The following is a 13,924-nucleotide window of genomic DNA, read 5'->3' as shown; positions in this document are numbered from 1 at the left end:
TTCCCCTGCTGTCGTTTCTGGTGGGGCAGTCATCGGTGCACCTGCGTTAATCCTGATACGGTAAAATTTGGACTTTTTTACCAATCCATGTTAAAAGTTCCCGTGGCACGGTCAGGATTTCTCACAGCGCGCATCGCGAAACGACGACAGACTTTTCCCCACATGGGAGGACGTTATGCTCATTCAGGTGAGCTACAACGACGACAGGTACGACTACGTAAAAGACTTCATGCTGGAGCCCCTGATCAAGAGCGGCGCCATAACCCGGTTCCGGCGTAAATCCGGATGGGTCCGCATCGGTGTCGACCCCGTGCGCGCACAGCGCAACACGACGTACAGCGGCGAGGAAAGAAGGGCCGGCACCGCCTGATCGCCGCCGAAGCCGTAACCAGACGCAGCTAAGCCAGTTTCATCTCCCCGCCAGATCGCTCCCCAGCTTTCTCTTCAGAGCCACTCTCTCACTTCTCTTTCATTTGGACAAATAGGATCGAAATGGTATTCTTTCCATTGTGTCTAAACGTCAGTTCGTTCAAGAGGAGGAACCAATGCATAAAACAGCTATGACAAGGGTGGCGGGATTCTTTACCGCAGCGTTTCTCATCATGGCACCGGTATTTGCCATCGCGTCTACGTGGAACATCGATCCGGAACATACCAACGTCGGCTTCAAAGTGCGGCACCTGATGGTATCAAACGTCAAGGGGGGCTTCGGCAAGGTTGCAGGCGTGGTCAACGTTGACGACAAGGACATCACAAAGTCTTCAACCACGGTGACCATAGATACGACCTCGATCGATACCGGGGTTGCCAAAAGGGATGCCCACCTCAAAAGCCCTGATTTTCTCGATGTGGCGAAATATCCGACCATGACCTTCGTGTCCACCGGCGTCATGAAGGGAGCCGGCGGCACGTTCAAGGTCGCGGGAAACCTGACCCTGCATGGCGTCACCAAGCCGGTTGTGCTGCAGGTGGAAGGGCTCAGCGGTGAGATCAGGGACCCGATGGGCAACATCCGAAGAGGGGCCTCGGCAACGGCGACGATCAACAGGAAGGATTACGGGCTGGTCTGGAACAAGATGCTCGAGGCCGGTGGCGTTGCGGTAGGCGATGAGGTCGTCATCAACATCGAGGTGGAAATGGTCAAGGCGAAGTAGACGGAGAAGGGGGCACACCGGGGCGCTCCCGTTTTTACTACACCATCAACCGACCCGCATGCGGCGCATATACACCCGCTTGTCCGCCTGATTCACATGTGATTACGGTGATTTAAGCCATATCTCCGTCGTAAGGCATTCTGAGGCGGTGCGAGGTGTATGGAAAAAACATACAAGTTAAAGGTCAATCGCTCTGCGCTTGGTTCGCGTGCATGGCTGGTAATCTGCTGTTTTGACAAGCTTTTTTCTCTGAATGCACTCTTTTTGAAGGCCTGGCATGTTTGATGCTGATCGTAAGTCAGCAGAAAACGACAGGTCCAAAAGGAGGATGTCATGAGAGCGAGAACATATATCAATACGATCATCGCAACAGCCGCATCTGCAACAACGGCATTTGCCGCCAACGGCGCACAGGCGGATGAGCCTGGCCTCCTCGTCTGGGCCTTCATGGGGTTTGCCGCAGTCATCGTAGCCGGCCAACTGGTACCTGCAGCGATGCTGGTAATAGGCGCAGTCAAAGCCATCTTCGCTAAGCCGGAGGAAGCCAAGATTAAAGGGTGAAGGTTTAACACACAGCTATAACGAAAAAAGCCGCTCTTTCGAGCGGCTTTTTCCATTTCCGGCTGTTGAGGTTGCTATTTTAGCCGCTCCGCAAGGAGTTCGGCGGTGTGCCGGACCCGAACCGTCTCGCCGTCCTGGTCGAATCCGCCGCGGATCTGCATCACGCAACCAGGGCAGTCCATGGCGACCAGCGGAGCCCCCGTTTCCTTGATGTTATGCAGCTTGCGTTTCAGGATCGGGGCGGAGATCTCGGGGAGCTTCATCGAGTAGGAGCCCCCCATGCCGCAGCACATGTCGCACTCGTACATCTCGGCCAGTTCGTAACCCGCCTTTTGCAGCAGCTCTCGCGGCTCCTGCGACACCTTCAGCGTCCTTTTCAGATGGCAGGAGTCGTGATAGGTGATCTTGCCCAGGTCTTCCCCTTCCTCAAAACTGAGTCGTCCCTCTTCCACCAGGCGTTTCACCAGCGTCGATAGGTCGACTGTCTTTTCGGCGAGCTCCTTTGCCTTGTCCAGCCACTCGCTGCGTCCCTGGTCCTGCAGGGTCTTCGCGAAATCATGCGCCAGCGCGACGGTGCAGGTGGGGCAGGCGGACACGACGTACCTGGCCTCCACCTCCAGGAGTGCCTTGATGTTGTCGACCGCGTTGTGGGCCGCGACCTCGTAGGCACCGTTGTACAGGGCGGGTGCCCCGCAGCATGTCTGTTCCTCGGGGAAGAGGACCTCGATCCCCGCCTTGTTCAGGAGCTTGACGAGGGCGATGCCGGTTTCCGGATAGGCGAAGTCGATCAGGCAGCCGGCGTAGAATACCGCCTTCTCACCCCCCTTGGGCTGCCGGATCTCGGGGAAGATGTCACGGAATGGTTTCTCCGCGATGGCGGGGAGGCTCCTGCCGTCGGTGAGGTCGGAGAGAAAGAGCGGCAGGTGGCGGATGAACTTCCCGGAGGTGAACGGTTTGCCCGCCACCGAGGCGGCGCGCAGCATACCGTGGAAGAGTTTTCTGTTGTTGACCACGCTGAAGATCGCCTTCTGTGCCAGGGGCTGCCCCTTCTCGAGGACAAGGCGGCGCCTGATCTCCAGGATCATCTCGGGGATGTCGAGTTTCCCTGGACAGACCTCGGTGCAGTTGCCGCACTGGATGCAGAGCCCTTGGATCTCCTCGGATTTCTGCAGCTCATCGAACCAGGCGGTGAGGATGGTGCCGATGCCGCCGGTGTAGATCTTTCCGAATACGTGCCCCCCCACCAGGCGGAAGATGGGACAGACATTCAGGCAGGAGCCGCAGCGGATACACTGCAGGGCCTGCTTGAACTTGGGGTCGCGCGCCATCTCGGTGCGCCGGTTGTCCATCAGGATGATGTGCAGATCCTTGAGCGAGCCGTCGTCGTTCGGGGACGGGCCGGTGATGATGGAGACGTAGCTTGTGAGGAGCTGGGCGGTGGCGCTCCTGGGAAGCGCGTCGAGTATCGGTACCACCGTCTCGAACTTCTCAACCAGCTTTTCCACCCCGACGAGGGCCACGTGGATGCGGGGGAGGGTGGTGGTAAGCCGCGCGTTCCCCTCGTTGGTGACGAGCACGATGCTACCCGTTTCGGCGACGGCTATGTTCGCTCCAGAGATCCCCATGTCAGCGGCAAGGAACTTGGGGCGGAGTTCGTTTCTCGCCACCTTGACCAGGCGCGGGATGTCGCTGTCCAGGCGTTCCTCGACCTCTTTGCTGAAGATCTCCGCCACCTCCTCCTTGGTCAGGTGGATGGCAGGCATGACCATGTGCGACGGCGTCTGTCCGGCGAGCTGGATGATCCATTCGCCCAGGTCGGTTTCGGCCACGGAGATCCCCGCGTTGAGGAGCGCCTTGTTCAGGTGGATCTCCTCGCTCGCCATCGACTTTGACTTCACCACGCTCTTCACGCCGTTGTCACGGGCGACCTGCAGGATGTACTCCTTGACCTGTTCAGGGTCGCTGGTCCGGAAAACCTTGGCGCCGAGCGCCTCGGCGTTTTCTTTGAAGACTTCCGCAACCTCGTCCAGGTGGCAGGCCGCCGATGATTTCGCCTCGGCTATGCGGCCGCGCAGTGCCTCGAAGTCGATCCCCTCGTAAGCCTTCGCCCGGTTCACCCGGTAGGCCTCGGAAAACTTGCCCAGCGCTCCGGTGAGGTTGGCGTCGTTGAGTGCCCGGTTGATCGATGCCTTGAATTCCTTCTTCATTACGCAGCACCTCCCAGTTCGTCGACAAAGAGTATGATGAGCCGCTCGGGGCCGTGTACACCTATGGTGAGCACGCGTTCGATGTCTGCGGTGCGGCTCGGGCCGGTGATGAAGGCGATATACCGGCTTGTCTTCGGGGAGATGCGGGAGAAGAGGGCTGTCTTGTCGCAGACGATGTTGGCGGAGGGGACGATCGCGACGTGGATGCCGGTCAGGGAGGAAGCGAGGCGCTGGTCGACTGCGCTCTGGTCCTGCACGAGGGAACCTGTATCGGCGACGGCGAAGCTCATCTCGCTGATGCCGATCTTCGCCTGCGCCGTGCGCTCCCTTGTCACCTTGAGTGAGAGCCCTGGGACCTGTTTTAGAAGCTCTCGGTCCACACCGCGCAGAAACGGTCCATCGGCCCAGACGGCATAGCTGCCGGATAGATCGGACACCCCTTCCTTTTTCAGGAAACCGAGGATGAAGTCGACGGCGTCCCTGCGGGTGACGACACGATGGACCTCGGCGCCGACCCCTGTCGCCCGGGTCTTGAATTGCTCAAACATGCTGACTTCCCTCCATCTAGATTATTCTCTGCCCGCCTCTGGGGGCGCACGGTACGGTCGTCTCACAGACCCCACGTCGCTAAAGCCGTTTTAAATTGCCACGACGCTGTTCTGTTATTGTGTCATACGTTCGTTCGGGAGACTCCGTAAAAGGCATATGAAATAACTGATATTACCAAAAGGCCAATGTACTTTAGTCCAAAAAAAAGCGTAAGTAAAGCCATTTAGTCGCTGAATACGAAAAAACTTGACACTGTTATAAAAAGATGGTTAATTGGCCTGACCAAAACGTATAACCTGGTTTGATTGGCCGGTTCTCCTGGCTTCCAGGCGCTGGGTCTCTTGTCCTTACCGACGCTGCCGCGCTGCTTTGATGATTTTTTATGCACCCGTAATCGCAATCTTTTTGCCGCCCATACCAGCATCACGAATCAAAGGAGAACTACAGTCATGCCATGGATCCAGAGCTACACTCCCGTCGCGGGAAGTATCGCGATGTCGGCGTTGGTTGCCGCCATCCCTCTCGTCGTCATCTTCGTCTGTCTCGCCGTCTTCAAGATGAAGGCCCACAAGGCGGGGCCGCTGGCCGTCGCCTCGGCTGTCGCCATCGCCATCTTCGTCTGGCAGATGCCGGCCAAGCTGGCAGGGCTTGCCACCTTCCACGGCGCCGCCTTCGGTCTCTTCCCCGTTTTCTACATCGTGATCACGACGATCCTCCTCTACAACATAACGGTGAAAGGCGGGCAGTTCGAGGTCATCCGTGCCTCGCTGGCCGGGTTGACCGGTGACCGCCGCCTGCAGGCTCTTCTGATCGCCTTCTGCTTCGGCGCCTTCATCGAAGGGGCGGCGGGCTTCGGCACCCCGGTCGCCATCGCGGGCGCGACGCTTGTCGGTCTCGGGTTCCGGCCCTTCTATGCTGCGGGTGTCTGTCTCATCGCCAACACCGCACCTGTCGCCTTCGGCGCCATCGGGATTCCGGTCGTCGCGCTTGCCGGCGTCATGGGGTACGACGACGGCGGCTTGATGAAACTCTCCACCATGGTCGGGCGCCAGCTTCCCTTCGTCTCCGTGTTCATACCGTTCTACGTAATCATCATCATGTGCGGCCTCAAAAAGACCCTCGAGGTGCTCCCGGCGATCATCGTCTGCGGTGTCACCTTCGCCGGTGTCCAGTGGGGTACCGCGAGCTACCTTGGCCCCTACCTCCCCGACGTGACCGCATCGCTCGCCACCCTGGCCGCCCTCGTCATCCTGCTCAAGTTCTGGCAGCCTGCCACGGTCTGGACCTTCGACCACGAGCCGGAGTTTTCCGGCAAGGAAAGCCACGACTACACCGGTGCACAGGTCTTCCGCGCCTGGGCTCCCTACCTGGCGCTGACCATCATGGTGCTTGTTTGGGGCATCCCGTCGCTCAAGACCTCCCTTGACAAGAGTAAGGTGGTGCTCCCGATTGCCGGACTCGATAACGCCATCGTGAAGAAGGTTTCCAAGCCCGAAGACGGGGTGAAGAAGGTTGCTGCGGTGAAGGAGGAAGCAGCCAAACAGGCAGCCTCTCTCTCTTCCGCCGACGCCAAGCAGGCAGCACTCGCCGCAGGTCTCACCGAACTGCAGAGCCTGGAGGACAAACTCCTTGTGGTCGAGCAGAGCCTTCCTGTTGGGAAGGCAGTGCTGACCACCGAGCGCCTCGCCGCCTTCGACGCGGTGGATAAGAAGCAGAAGGACCTGCAGAAACTCCAGAAGGATATCGTCGAATCCAAAGCGGTGGACAAGGCGCAATTCAAGGCACTCGACAAGGCACTCTCCGACCAGCTTCCTGCCAAGATCGCCGCCAAGTTCACCTTCAACTTCATGTCCGCGGCCGGTACCGCGATTCTCATCGCCGCCATCATCTCCGCCCTCATCTGCGGTGTGGGGATCGTCGACTTCTTCAAGGTACTGGGCAAGACCCTGTACGACATGCGCTGGCCCGCAGTCACAGTCGCCTCCGTTGTCGGCCTTGCCTTCGTGATGAACGCCTCCGGCATGACCACCAGCATGGGCATCTCCTTCACGAAAGCGGGCGCGCTCTTCCCGTTCCTGTCTCCGTTCCTCGGCATGCTCGGCGTCTTCCTGACCGGCTCCGACACCTCCAGCAACGTCCTCTTCGGCGGACTGCAGAAGGTGACCGCAGAGCAACTCGGCATGAACCCGCTTTTGACCGGCGCGGCCAACACGAGCGGCGGCGTCATGGGCAAGATGATCTCCCCGCAGTCCATCGCCGTCGCCTGCGCCGCCACCGGTCTCGTAGGCGAAGAGGGGAACCTGTTCCGCTTCACCCTGAAGCACGCCCTGTTTCTCACCACGGTGATGGGCTGCATCGTGGCGCTGCAGGCCTACGTATTCCCCTGGATGATCCCGTAAGTCGGCAGTCTTCCCCGGGAGGAGTTCCTCCCGGGGAAGACTNGTCCATCGCCGTCGCCTGCGCCGCCACCGGTCTCGTAGGCGAAGAGGGGAACCTGTTCCGCTTCACCCTGAAGCACGCCCTGTTTCTCACCACGGTGATGGGCTGCATCGTGGCGCTGCAGGCCTACGTATTCCCCTGGATGATCCCGTAAGTCGGCAGTCTTCCCCGGGAGGAGTTCCTCCCGGGGAAGACTGCCGACTGCCGCAGGTTTGTATTACCCCCGTCCCTTCCCCACGCCCTTTTCTTCAGTGACGGCAGGGGATGGAGCCCACAAAAGAGGCAGCATCTCGATGGCAAGAAACCTCCTGAACATAATCTGGCAGACCGCACTGTTGTGGCTGGTTTTTCGTCTTGGCGTGTACCTGGTCGGGGCGCTGCATCTAGCCCTTCCGGGCAACGTCGCGGGGATGCTGATCATGTTCGCCCTGCTGACCTCCGGCCTCGTTAAACCTCGCTACATCGAGACCGCGAGCGGATTCCTGCTCAAGCATTTCGCCTTCTTCTTCATTCCGATCTCGGTGGGGCTCATGTCGTTTGGCTCGTTGATGCGCCAAAGCGGTCTGGAACTTCTCATCATCCTCCTGGTAAGCGCGGCGCTCGGCGTGGCGGTCACCGGAACGTCGGTGCAACTGCTGCAAAAGAGGAGGGAGCCTTGAACAACCTCCCTCTCTTCATCCTTTTCGTGGCGCTCACCCTGGGGGCCTATCTCGCGACGCGCCGGCTTTTTCTTACTTACCGGCATCCGCTTTTTAACCCGGTTTTTTTAAGCACCGTGGCCCTCATCGCCTTTTTGCAGGCGACGGGGCTGACCCTGGAGGAGTATCGGCCGGCGAAGGACGTCATGACCTATCTCTTGGGGCCCGCCACCGTTGCCCTCGCACTGCCGCTGTACCACAACCGCCGGGTCCTGAAGAGTCACGCCCTCCCGGTGCTGTCCGGCGTCGTAGCCGGCTCCCTGACCACCATGGCTGCCGCCCTCGTTGCTGGAAGGGGACTGGGGCTCGGCGACCGTGTGCTCCTCTCCCTGGGACCCAAGTCGGTGACCGTTCCGATAGCGGTGGAGATATCGCGGCTGACCGGCGGCGAGGCGAGTCTCACCGCCGCCTTCGTGGTCGCCACCGGGATGATCGGTTCCATCATGGGGCCATCGCTTCTGTCGCTTTGCCGCGTTAAAAGCCCGGTCGCTCGCGGCCTTGCCCTGGGCACCGTCTCGCACGGGCAGGGGACCGCCGTGGCCCTTCTCGAAAACGAAACAGCCGGAGCGATGGGGGGCGTCGCCATGGCCATCGCGGCCGTATTCACTGCGCTCGTCGCACCATACTATCTGCCTCTTTTCCTGCACTGACGGCAGGTTCTGCGGTTCACCACAAAACGGGGACTGAAGCCCTTGGGCGGTCCCGGCAAGAAAGGAAACGATTGCCATGGAAAACAGTTTCATAAAGGCGCTCGCCGAGATAGTAGGAGCGGAATATACCCTTTCGGACCCAGAATCGCTTGCCTGCTACGGCTACGACTCTACCCCGGAGCTGCAGAGCAGGCCGGGAGTCGTGGTGCTTCCCAAATGCACGGAAGAGATCGCCCGGGTCATGGCGCTTTGCGACGGTTCCGGCATCAGGGTCACCCCGCGCGGTTCCGGCACCAACCTCTCCGGTGGCTCTATTTCCTTCGACGCCGGGGTCGTGCTGCAGACCAGCCGGATGAACCGCATTCTCGAGATCGACGAGGAAAACCTGACAGCAACCGTTGAGACCGGCGTGATCACCTCGGCCCTGCACCGCGAGGTGGAGGCAAAGGGGCTCTTCTACCCCCCCGACCCGGGGAGCATGAACATCTCCACCATGGGTGGCAACGTTGCCGAGAACTCCGGGGGGCTCAGGGGGCTCAAGTACGGCGTCACCGACGATTACGTGATGGGGCTGAAGACCGTGCTTGCCAACGGCGACATCCTGAAGACCGGCGGAAAGATGGTGAAGGATGTGGCGGGATACAACCTGAACCAGCTCCTCGTCTCCTCCGAGGGGACCCTGGGCGTCTTCTCCGAGGTCACCGTAAAGCTGATACCCAAGCCGCAGACGAAGAAGACCATGCTGGTGCACTTCCCGCAACTCGAGCAGGCGGCGCTCACCGTTTCGCACATCATCGCGGCGCGTATCATCCCGGCGACTCTGGAGTTTCTCGACCGCACCACCATTAAGTGCGTCGAGGACTACGCGAAGGTCGGTCTTCCCCTTGACGTCGACGCCGTGCTCCTCATCGAGGTGGACGGTCACCCGGCACAGGTCGAGGAGGACGCCGCGGGGATCAGGGAGATCTGCGAGCGGCACCACTGCTCCTTCTTCCAGACCGCGGCAAGCCCCGAGGAGGCGCTGAAGCTCGCTACCGCCCGCCGCGTGGCGCTCTCCGCCCTCGCCCGCGTGCGTCCCACCACGATCCTTGAGGACGCCACCGTGCCGAGGAGCTGCATCGCCCCGATGGTGAAGCTGATCCAGGACACCGCTAAGAAGTACGACCTGCTCATCGGCACTTTCGGGCACGCCGGCGACGGCAACCTGCATCCGACCTGCCTCACCGACGAGCGGAACCCGGACGAGATCAAGAGGGCGCACCAGGCCTTCGGCGAGATCTTCGAGGCGACCATCGCCATTGGGGGGACCATTACCGGTGAGCACGGGGTAGGGGTTGCCAAGAAGAAGTACCTGCCGAAGCTCGTGGGCGAGTCCGGGCTGCGCGTCATGCGCGGCATCAAGGGAGCGTTCGACCCCAGGGGAACCTTGAACCCCGGGAAGATCTTCTAGCCAGGCGCTGGCAGCGACCAGCAACGACCAGTCGGACCAGTCGGACCAGTCGGACCAGTCGGACCAGTCGGACCAGTCGGACCAGTCGGACCAGTCGGACCGCCGGCACGCACCATTAAGAAAGAGGCCATTATGGATTACGTAAAACTCATCAACTGTATGCGCTGCGGCATGTGCCTGCCGCACTGCCCGACCTACAAGGAGACCTTCCTGGAGACCGCCTCGCCGCGCGGCCGCGTGGCGCTGGTGCGCAAGTTTCAGGACGGGGAACTCGTGGAGAGCGAGAAGTTCCTCGAGTACGTTTCGCTCTGTCTCGATTGCCAGGCGTGCGCTTCGGCCTGCCCCTGCGGCGTCAATGCAGGCGAACTGGTCGCCGAGTTCCGCTGTGAGCGGAAAAACGAAAAGGGCCTCTCCCTCATGGAGGACATGGTCCTTAGAAAGCTCGTGCCGCACCCGGACCGTCTCGAGGCGGCCACGGCGCCGCTCAGGCTGTACCAGAAAACCGGCCTGCAGAAGGTGGTCCGCTCCCTCGGGCTTTTGAAGATGTTCCCCGAGGCGTTGGGGCGCATGGAGGGACTCCTCCCGAAACTACCCGATGCGCCGCTGCGCCAGACCATAAAGGAAGTGACTCCTGCGGTGGGGAAGGAGAAGGGGACGGCCGGCTTCTTCCTCGGCTGCGTCATGAGTCTCATCTTCAGCGAGGCTAGTCTTGCCACGGTCACGCTCCTTTCCGCTCTCGGGTACAAGGTGGTGACCCCCAAGGACCAGAAATGCTGCGGCGCCCCGAACATGCTGGGGCACGACATGGAGGGGCTGAAGGACGCGGCCCGCTTCAACACCGATCTCTTCGAGTCGCACGATCTCGACTTCGTGGTGACCGACTGCGGCGGCTGCGGCGCGGAGCTCAAAAAGTACGGTCACCACCTGGACGGGGAAGAGGGGGCCACCACCTTCAGCGCGAAGGTGCGCGACATCTCCGAGGTGTTGGCCGGCGAGGCGGGCGCCCTTAAGGAGCTACTGAAACCGCTCCCGCTCAAGGTGACCTACCACGACGCGTGTCACATCGCGCACTGCCAGGGGATCCGAAGCCAGCCGCGCACCCTCATTAACCTCATACCGGGCATCGACTTCCGCGAACTCCCGGAGGCTGACGCCTGCTGCGGGTCGGCGGGTACCTACAATATCGAGAAGCCGGAGATGTCGGACCGGGTGCTTTCGCGCAAAGTTTTAAACGTACAAAAGACCGGTGCCGACTACCTCGTCACCAGCAACCCCGGTTGTCTGTTGCAGCTCAAAAAGGCCCTCTCCGAGGCGACACCGCCGGTCAAGGTGATTCACCTGACCGAGCTTCTGCAGATGAGTATGAACGCCTGAGAGAGGGGTGAAAGCCGGTTCCAAAATCCGTCGCCGAGTGCGTCAATTTGACGCCATTGGCGCGTCTAGAGCCCAAAAATTATGTTGCCTTAGCTTATCTAATGTAGTATCGGTTCCTTCATGAAATTTACGCCGATAAAACCCAAAAAGGTATCGACGCAGATCGCCGAGCAGATCCGCAGCTCCATTTTGGCGGGTGAATTCAACCCGGGAGAGAAACTTCCTCCCGAGCGCGAACTGGCCGAGATGTTCGGGGTATCCCGCCCCTCGGTGCGCGAGGCGCTGAACATCCTCACATCCTCCGGCCTCGTCGAGACCTACCAGGGAGGCGGAACCCTGGTGCGCTCCCTGGTGGAGAATACGGCGGCCATGCCGCTCACCGAACTGATCCGCATCGACGGTGACCGCGCTCTGGACGTCATCGAGGTACGCAAGGGGATGGAATCCTGGACCGCCTGGTATGCGGCTACCCGTGCGCTCCCCGAGGACATCAGGCGTCTGGAGGCGGTGATCGACGGGATGAGGAAGAACCTCGAGGAGCTGAAGCACTCCGAGGATTTCGACGCCCATTTCCACATGCTGGTGGCCCGCGCCACGCACAACGTGGTCTGGTCGCACATGATGCAGAGCATCTTCGAGGCGATGCAGGAATTCCAGCGTGATGTCTGGCGCGCCGTCTACTTAACCGAAGAGGATCAGCGCCTGCTCTTCAACCATCATCTGAAGATCTACGAGATGATCCGGGACCGGGATGCCGACGGCGCCCGCGGCGCGATGCTAGAGCACCTGGACTTCGCTCAGAAGCGCTGCTCCGTCTACGTATCGATGCGCGGCTCCGAATAGACCTTTACCCGAACCACCTTTAAGGCCCGACAGAGATCTCTGCCGGGCCTTTTCTGCCTCTGCATCCGGCTTCGCTGCTTTGAGCGCCGCGTGTTATGCCTTTTAAAGGGCTTGCCGCGGGCTCCTTTTTGGTTGAAGCAAATTTTCTTTTTAGTTATAGTTACGCGATTTATTTCCCTGCAGATAAAACCAAGGAGGGTTTACATGATAGATTTTCTGGGCGATTGGAAGAGAACCAGTTATTGCGGCGAGTTGAGGGCCGAGCACATCGGTCAGGATGTGGTCCTGATGGGGTGGGTCTCCAAGCGGCGCGACCACGGCGGTCTCATCTTCGTTGACCTGCGCGACAGGGACGGCATCGCCCAGGTGGTTTTCGACCCGGAAAGAAACGCCGATGCACACGGAAAGGCCGAGGGCGCGAGGAACGAATACGTCCTCGCCATCAAGGGGACCGTGGCGGCCCGCCCGGAAGGGACCGTGAACCCGAAGATGAAGACCGGCGAGATCGAGGTGCTGGTCAAGGAGTGCAAGCTCCTGAACCCCTCCAAGACGCTCCCCTTCACGCTGGACGGCTTCGTCGACGTGAACGAGAACATCCGCCTCAAGTACCGCTACCTTGATCTTAGGACCGGTCAGCTGCAGCAGAACCTGATCCTGCGCTCCAAGGTCGCCCAGCTGACCCGCCAGTATCTGACCGACAACGGTTTTCTCGAGCTCGAGACCCCGTTCCTCACCAAGTCCACCCCCGAGGGCGCCCGCGACTTCCTGGTGCCTTCGCGCATCAACAAGGGTGACTTCTACGCGCTGCCGCAGTCCCCGCAGCTCTTCAAGCAGATCCTCATGGTTTCCGGTTTCGACCGTTATTTCCAGATCGTACGCTGCTTCCGCGACGAGGACCTGCGCGCCGACCGCCAGCCCGAGTTCACCCAGATCGACTGCGAGATGTCCTTCATCGACCGTGAAGACATCATCACCGTGATGGAGGGGCTCATGGCCCGCATCTTCACCGAGGCGCGCGGCGTGAAGGTCGAGCTCCCGATCCAGAGGATGACCTACCAGGAGGCGATCCGCCGCTTCGGCGTGGACAACCCGGACCTGCGCTTCGGCCTCGAGCTTGTCGAGCTCTCCGACATCGTAAAGAACTCCGGCTTCAAGGTCTTCGCGGACGTGGTGAGCGGCGGCGGCATCGTCAAGGGGATGAACGTGAAGGGTGCGGGCTCCATGAGCCGCAAGGAGATCGACGACCTCACCGAATTCGCCAAGATCTACGGCGCCAAGGGGCTCGCCTACGTGAAGATGACCGCGGAAGGGTGGCAGTCCCCGATCGCGAAGTTCTTCACCCCGGAAGAGATCGCCACCATGGACAAGGCTTTCGGCGCCGAGGAAGGGGACCTGCTCCTTTTCGTCGCGGACAAACCGAAGGTGGTCAACGACTCCCTCGGCAAGCTCAGGAACCACCTGGCCGCCAAGATGGGGCTCACCGACCCGAACGAGTACCGTTTCGTCTGGATCACCGATTTCCCGCTGCTTGAGTGGGACGACGAGGAGAAGCGCTGGGCTGCGGTGCATCACCCCTTCACCGCGCCGATGGACGAGGACCTGCAGTACGTCGAGAGCGATCCCGGCCGCTGCCGCGCTAAGGCATACGACCTCGTGCTGAACGGCAACGAGATCGGCGGCGGTTCCATCAGGATCCATCAGGAGGAGGTGCAGTCCCTGATGTTCAAGATGCTCGGCCTCTCCGAGGAGAACGCCCGCGGCAAGTTCGGCTTCCTTCTGGACGCCCTCGAGTACGGCACCCCGCCGCACGGCGGCATCGCCTTCGGCCTTGATCGTCTCATGATGCTCATCACCGGCTCCGAATCGATCCGCGACGTCATCGCCTTCCCGAAGACGCAAAAGGGTGCCTGCCTCATGTCCGAAGCTCCCTCCGGCGTCGATACGCTGCAGTTGCGCGACCTGGGTATCCGTCTCGCCGTCAAACAGTAAAAAGGGGCGT

At 60.6% G+C, this 13,924-nt stretch carries 13 protein-coding genes; 11 read left to right on the top strand and 2 right to left on the bottom strand.

The features are described 5' to 3' along the window. Positions 1–175: 175 nt before the first annotated feature. From E8L22_RS15135 to E8L22_RS15125, 3 genes are all read left to right on the top strand, one after another. Positions 176–370, top strand: coding sequence for a GSU3473 family protein (locus tag E8L22_RS15135; protein ID WP_136525942.1), 195 nt, complete (start codon positions 176–178; stop codon positions 368–370). Between the two features lie 190 nt (positions 371–560). Beyond that, positions 561–1,154: a YceI family protein gene (locus E8L22_RS15130; protein WP_246044689.1), complete on the top strand. Its 594-nt coding sequence runs from the start codon at positions 561–563 to the stop codon at positions 1,152–1,154. A 333-nt stretch (positions 1,155–1,487) separates the two neighbouring features. Next, a complete protein-coding gene (locus E8L22_RS15125; protein WP_136513848.1) occupies positions 1,488–1,715 on the top strand; it encodes a hypothetical protein in 228 nt (75 codons plus the stop codon). 74 nt (positions 1,716–1,789) lie between these two features. Here the strand turns inward: E8L22_RS15125 and ldhH are convergent, their stop codons facing one another. Continuing rightward, positions 1,790–3,922 carry an L-lactate dehydrogenase (quinone) large subunit LdhH gene (gene ldhH, locus E8L22_RS15120; protein ID WP_136525940.1) on the bottom strand — a complete coding sequence of 711 codons (2,133 nt, stop codon included), beginning with the start codon at positions 3,920–3,922 and terminating at the stop codon, positions 1,790–1,792. Next, on the bottom strand, positions 3,922–4,470 hold the full coding sequence (locus E8L22_RS15115) for a LutC/YkgG family protein (RefSeq protein ID WP_136525939.1): 549 nt from the start codon (positions 4,468–4,470) through the stop codon (positions 3,922–3,924). The genes ldhH and E8L22_RS15115 overlap by 1 nt, the downstream gene beginning before the upstream one ends. Positions 4,471–4,920: 450 nt before the next feature. On the opposite strand from E8L22_RS15115, the gene E8L22_RS15110 reads away from it, so the two are divergent. The 8 genes from E8L22_RS15110 (at position 4,921) to aspS (ending at position 13,914) form a co-directional block, all read left to right on the top strand. After that, entirely contained in the window at positions 4,921–6,870 is a 1,950-nt protein-coding gene (locus E8L22_RS15110) for an L-lactate permease (RefSeq protein ID WP_136525938.1), read from the top strand. Next, entirely contained in the window at positions 6,822–7,064 is a 243-nt protein-coding gene (locus tag E8L22_RS22070) for an L-lactate permease (RefSeq protein ID WP_136526119.1), read from the top strand. The genes E8L22_RS15110 and E8L22_RS22070 overlap by 49 nt, the downstream gene beginning before the upstream one ends. Positions 7,065–7,203: 139 nt before the next feature. Beyond that, entirely contained in the window at positions 7,204–7,569 is a 366-nt protein-coding gene (locus tag E8L22_RS15100) for a CidA/LrgA family protein (RefSeq protein WP_136525937.1), read from the top strand. After that, a complete protein-coding gene (locus E8L22_RS15095) occupies positions 7,566–8,258 on the top strand; it encodes an LrgB family protein (protein ID WP_136525936.1) in 693 nt (230 codons plus the stop codon). Before E8L22_RS15100 ends, E8L22_RS15095 begins: the two co-directional genes overlap by 4 nt. 76 nt (positions 8,259–8,334) lie before the next feature. Beyond that, positions 8,335–9,708 carry an FAD-binding oxidoreductase gene (locus E8L22_RS15090; RefSeq protein WP_136525935.1) on the top strand — a complete coding sequence of 458 codons (1,374 nt, stop codon included), beginning with the start codon at positions 8,335–8,337 and terminating at the stop codon, positions 9,706–9,708. 132 nt (positions 9,709–9,840) lie between these two features. Then, positions 9,841–11,082 carry a (Fe-S)-binding protein gene (locus tag E8L22_RS15085; protein ID WP_136525934.1) on the top strand — a complete coding sequence of 414 codons (1,242 nt, stop codon included), beginning with the start codon at positions 9,841–9,843 and terminating at the stop codon, positions 11,080–11,082. Between the two features lie 120 nt (positions 11,083–11,202). Further along, positions 11,203–11,925 carry a FadR/GntR family transcriptional regulator gene (locus E8L22_RS15080; RefSeq protein ID WP_136525933.1) on the top strand — a complete coding sequence of 241 codons (723 nt, stop codon included), beginning with the start codon at positions 11,203–11,205 and terminating at the stop codon, positions 11,923–11,925. A gap of 204 nt (positions 11,926–12,129) precedes the next feature. Further along, positions 12,130–13,914 carry an aspartate--tRNA ligase gene (gene aspS, locus E8L22_RS15075; RefSeq protein ID WP_136525932.1) on the top strand — a complete coding sequence of 595 codons (1,785 nt, stop codon included), beginning with the start codon at positions 12,130–12,132 and terminating at the stop codon, positions 13,912–13,914. Positions 13,915–13,924 lie beyond the last annotated feature (10 nt).

This window comes from Geomonas ferrireducens (genome assembly GCF_004917065.1).
In the GTDB taxonomy this organism is placed as follows: Bacteria; Desulfobacterota; Desulfuromonadia; order Geobacterales; family Geobacteraceae; genus Geomonas; species Geomonas ferrireducens.
Note: the sequence above shows the minus strand (reverse complement) of the source record. Positions and strands in the feature narration are given on the sequence as shown.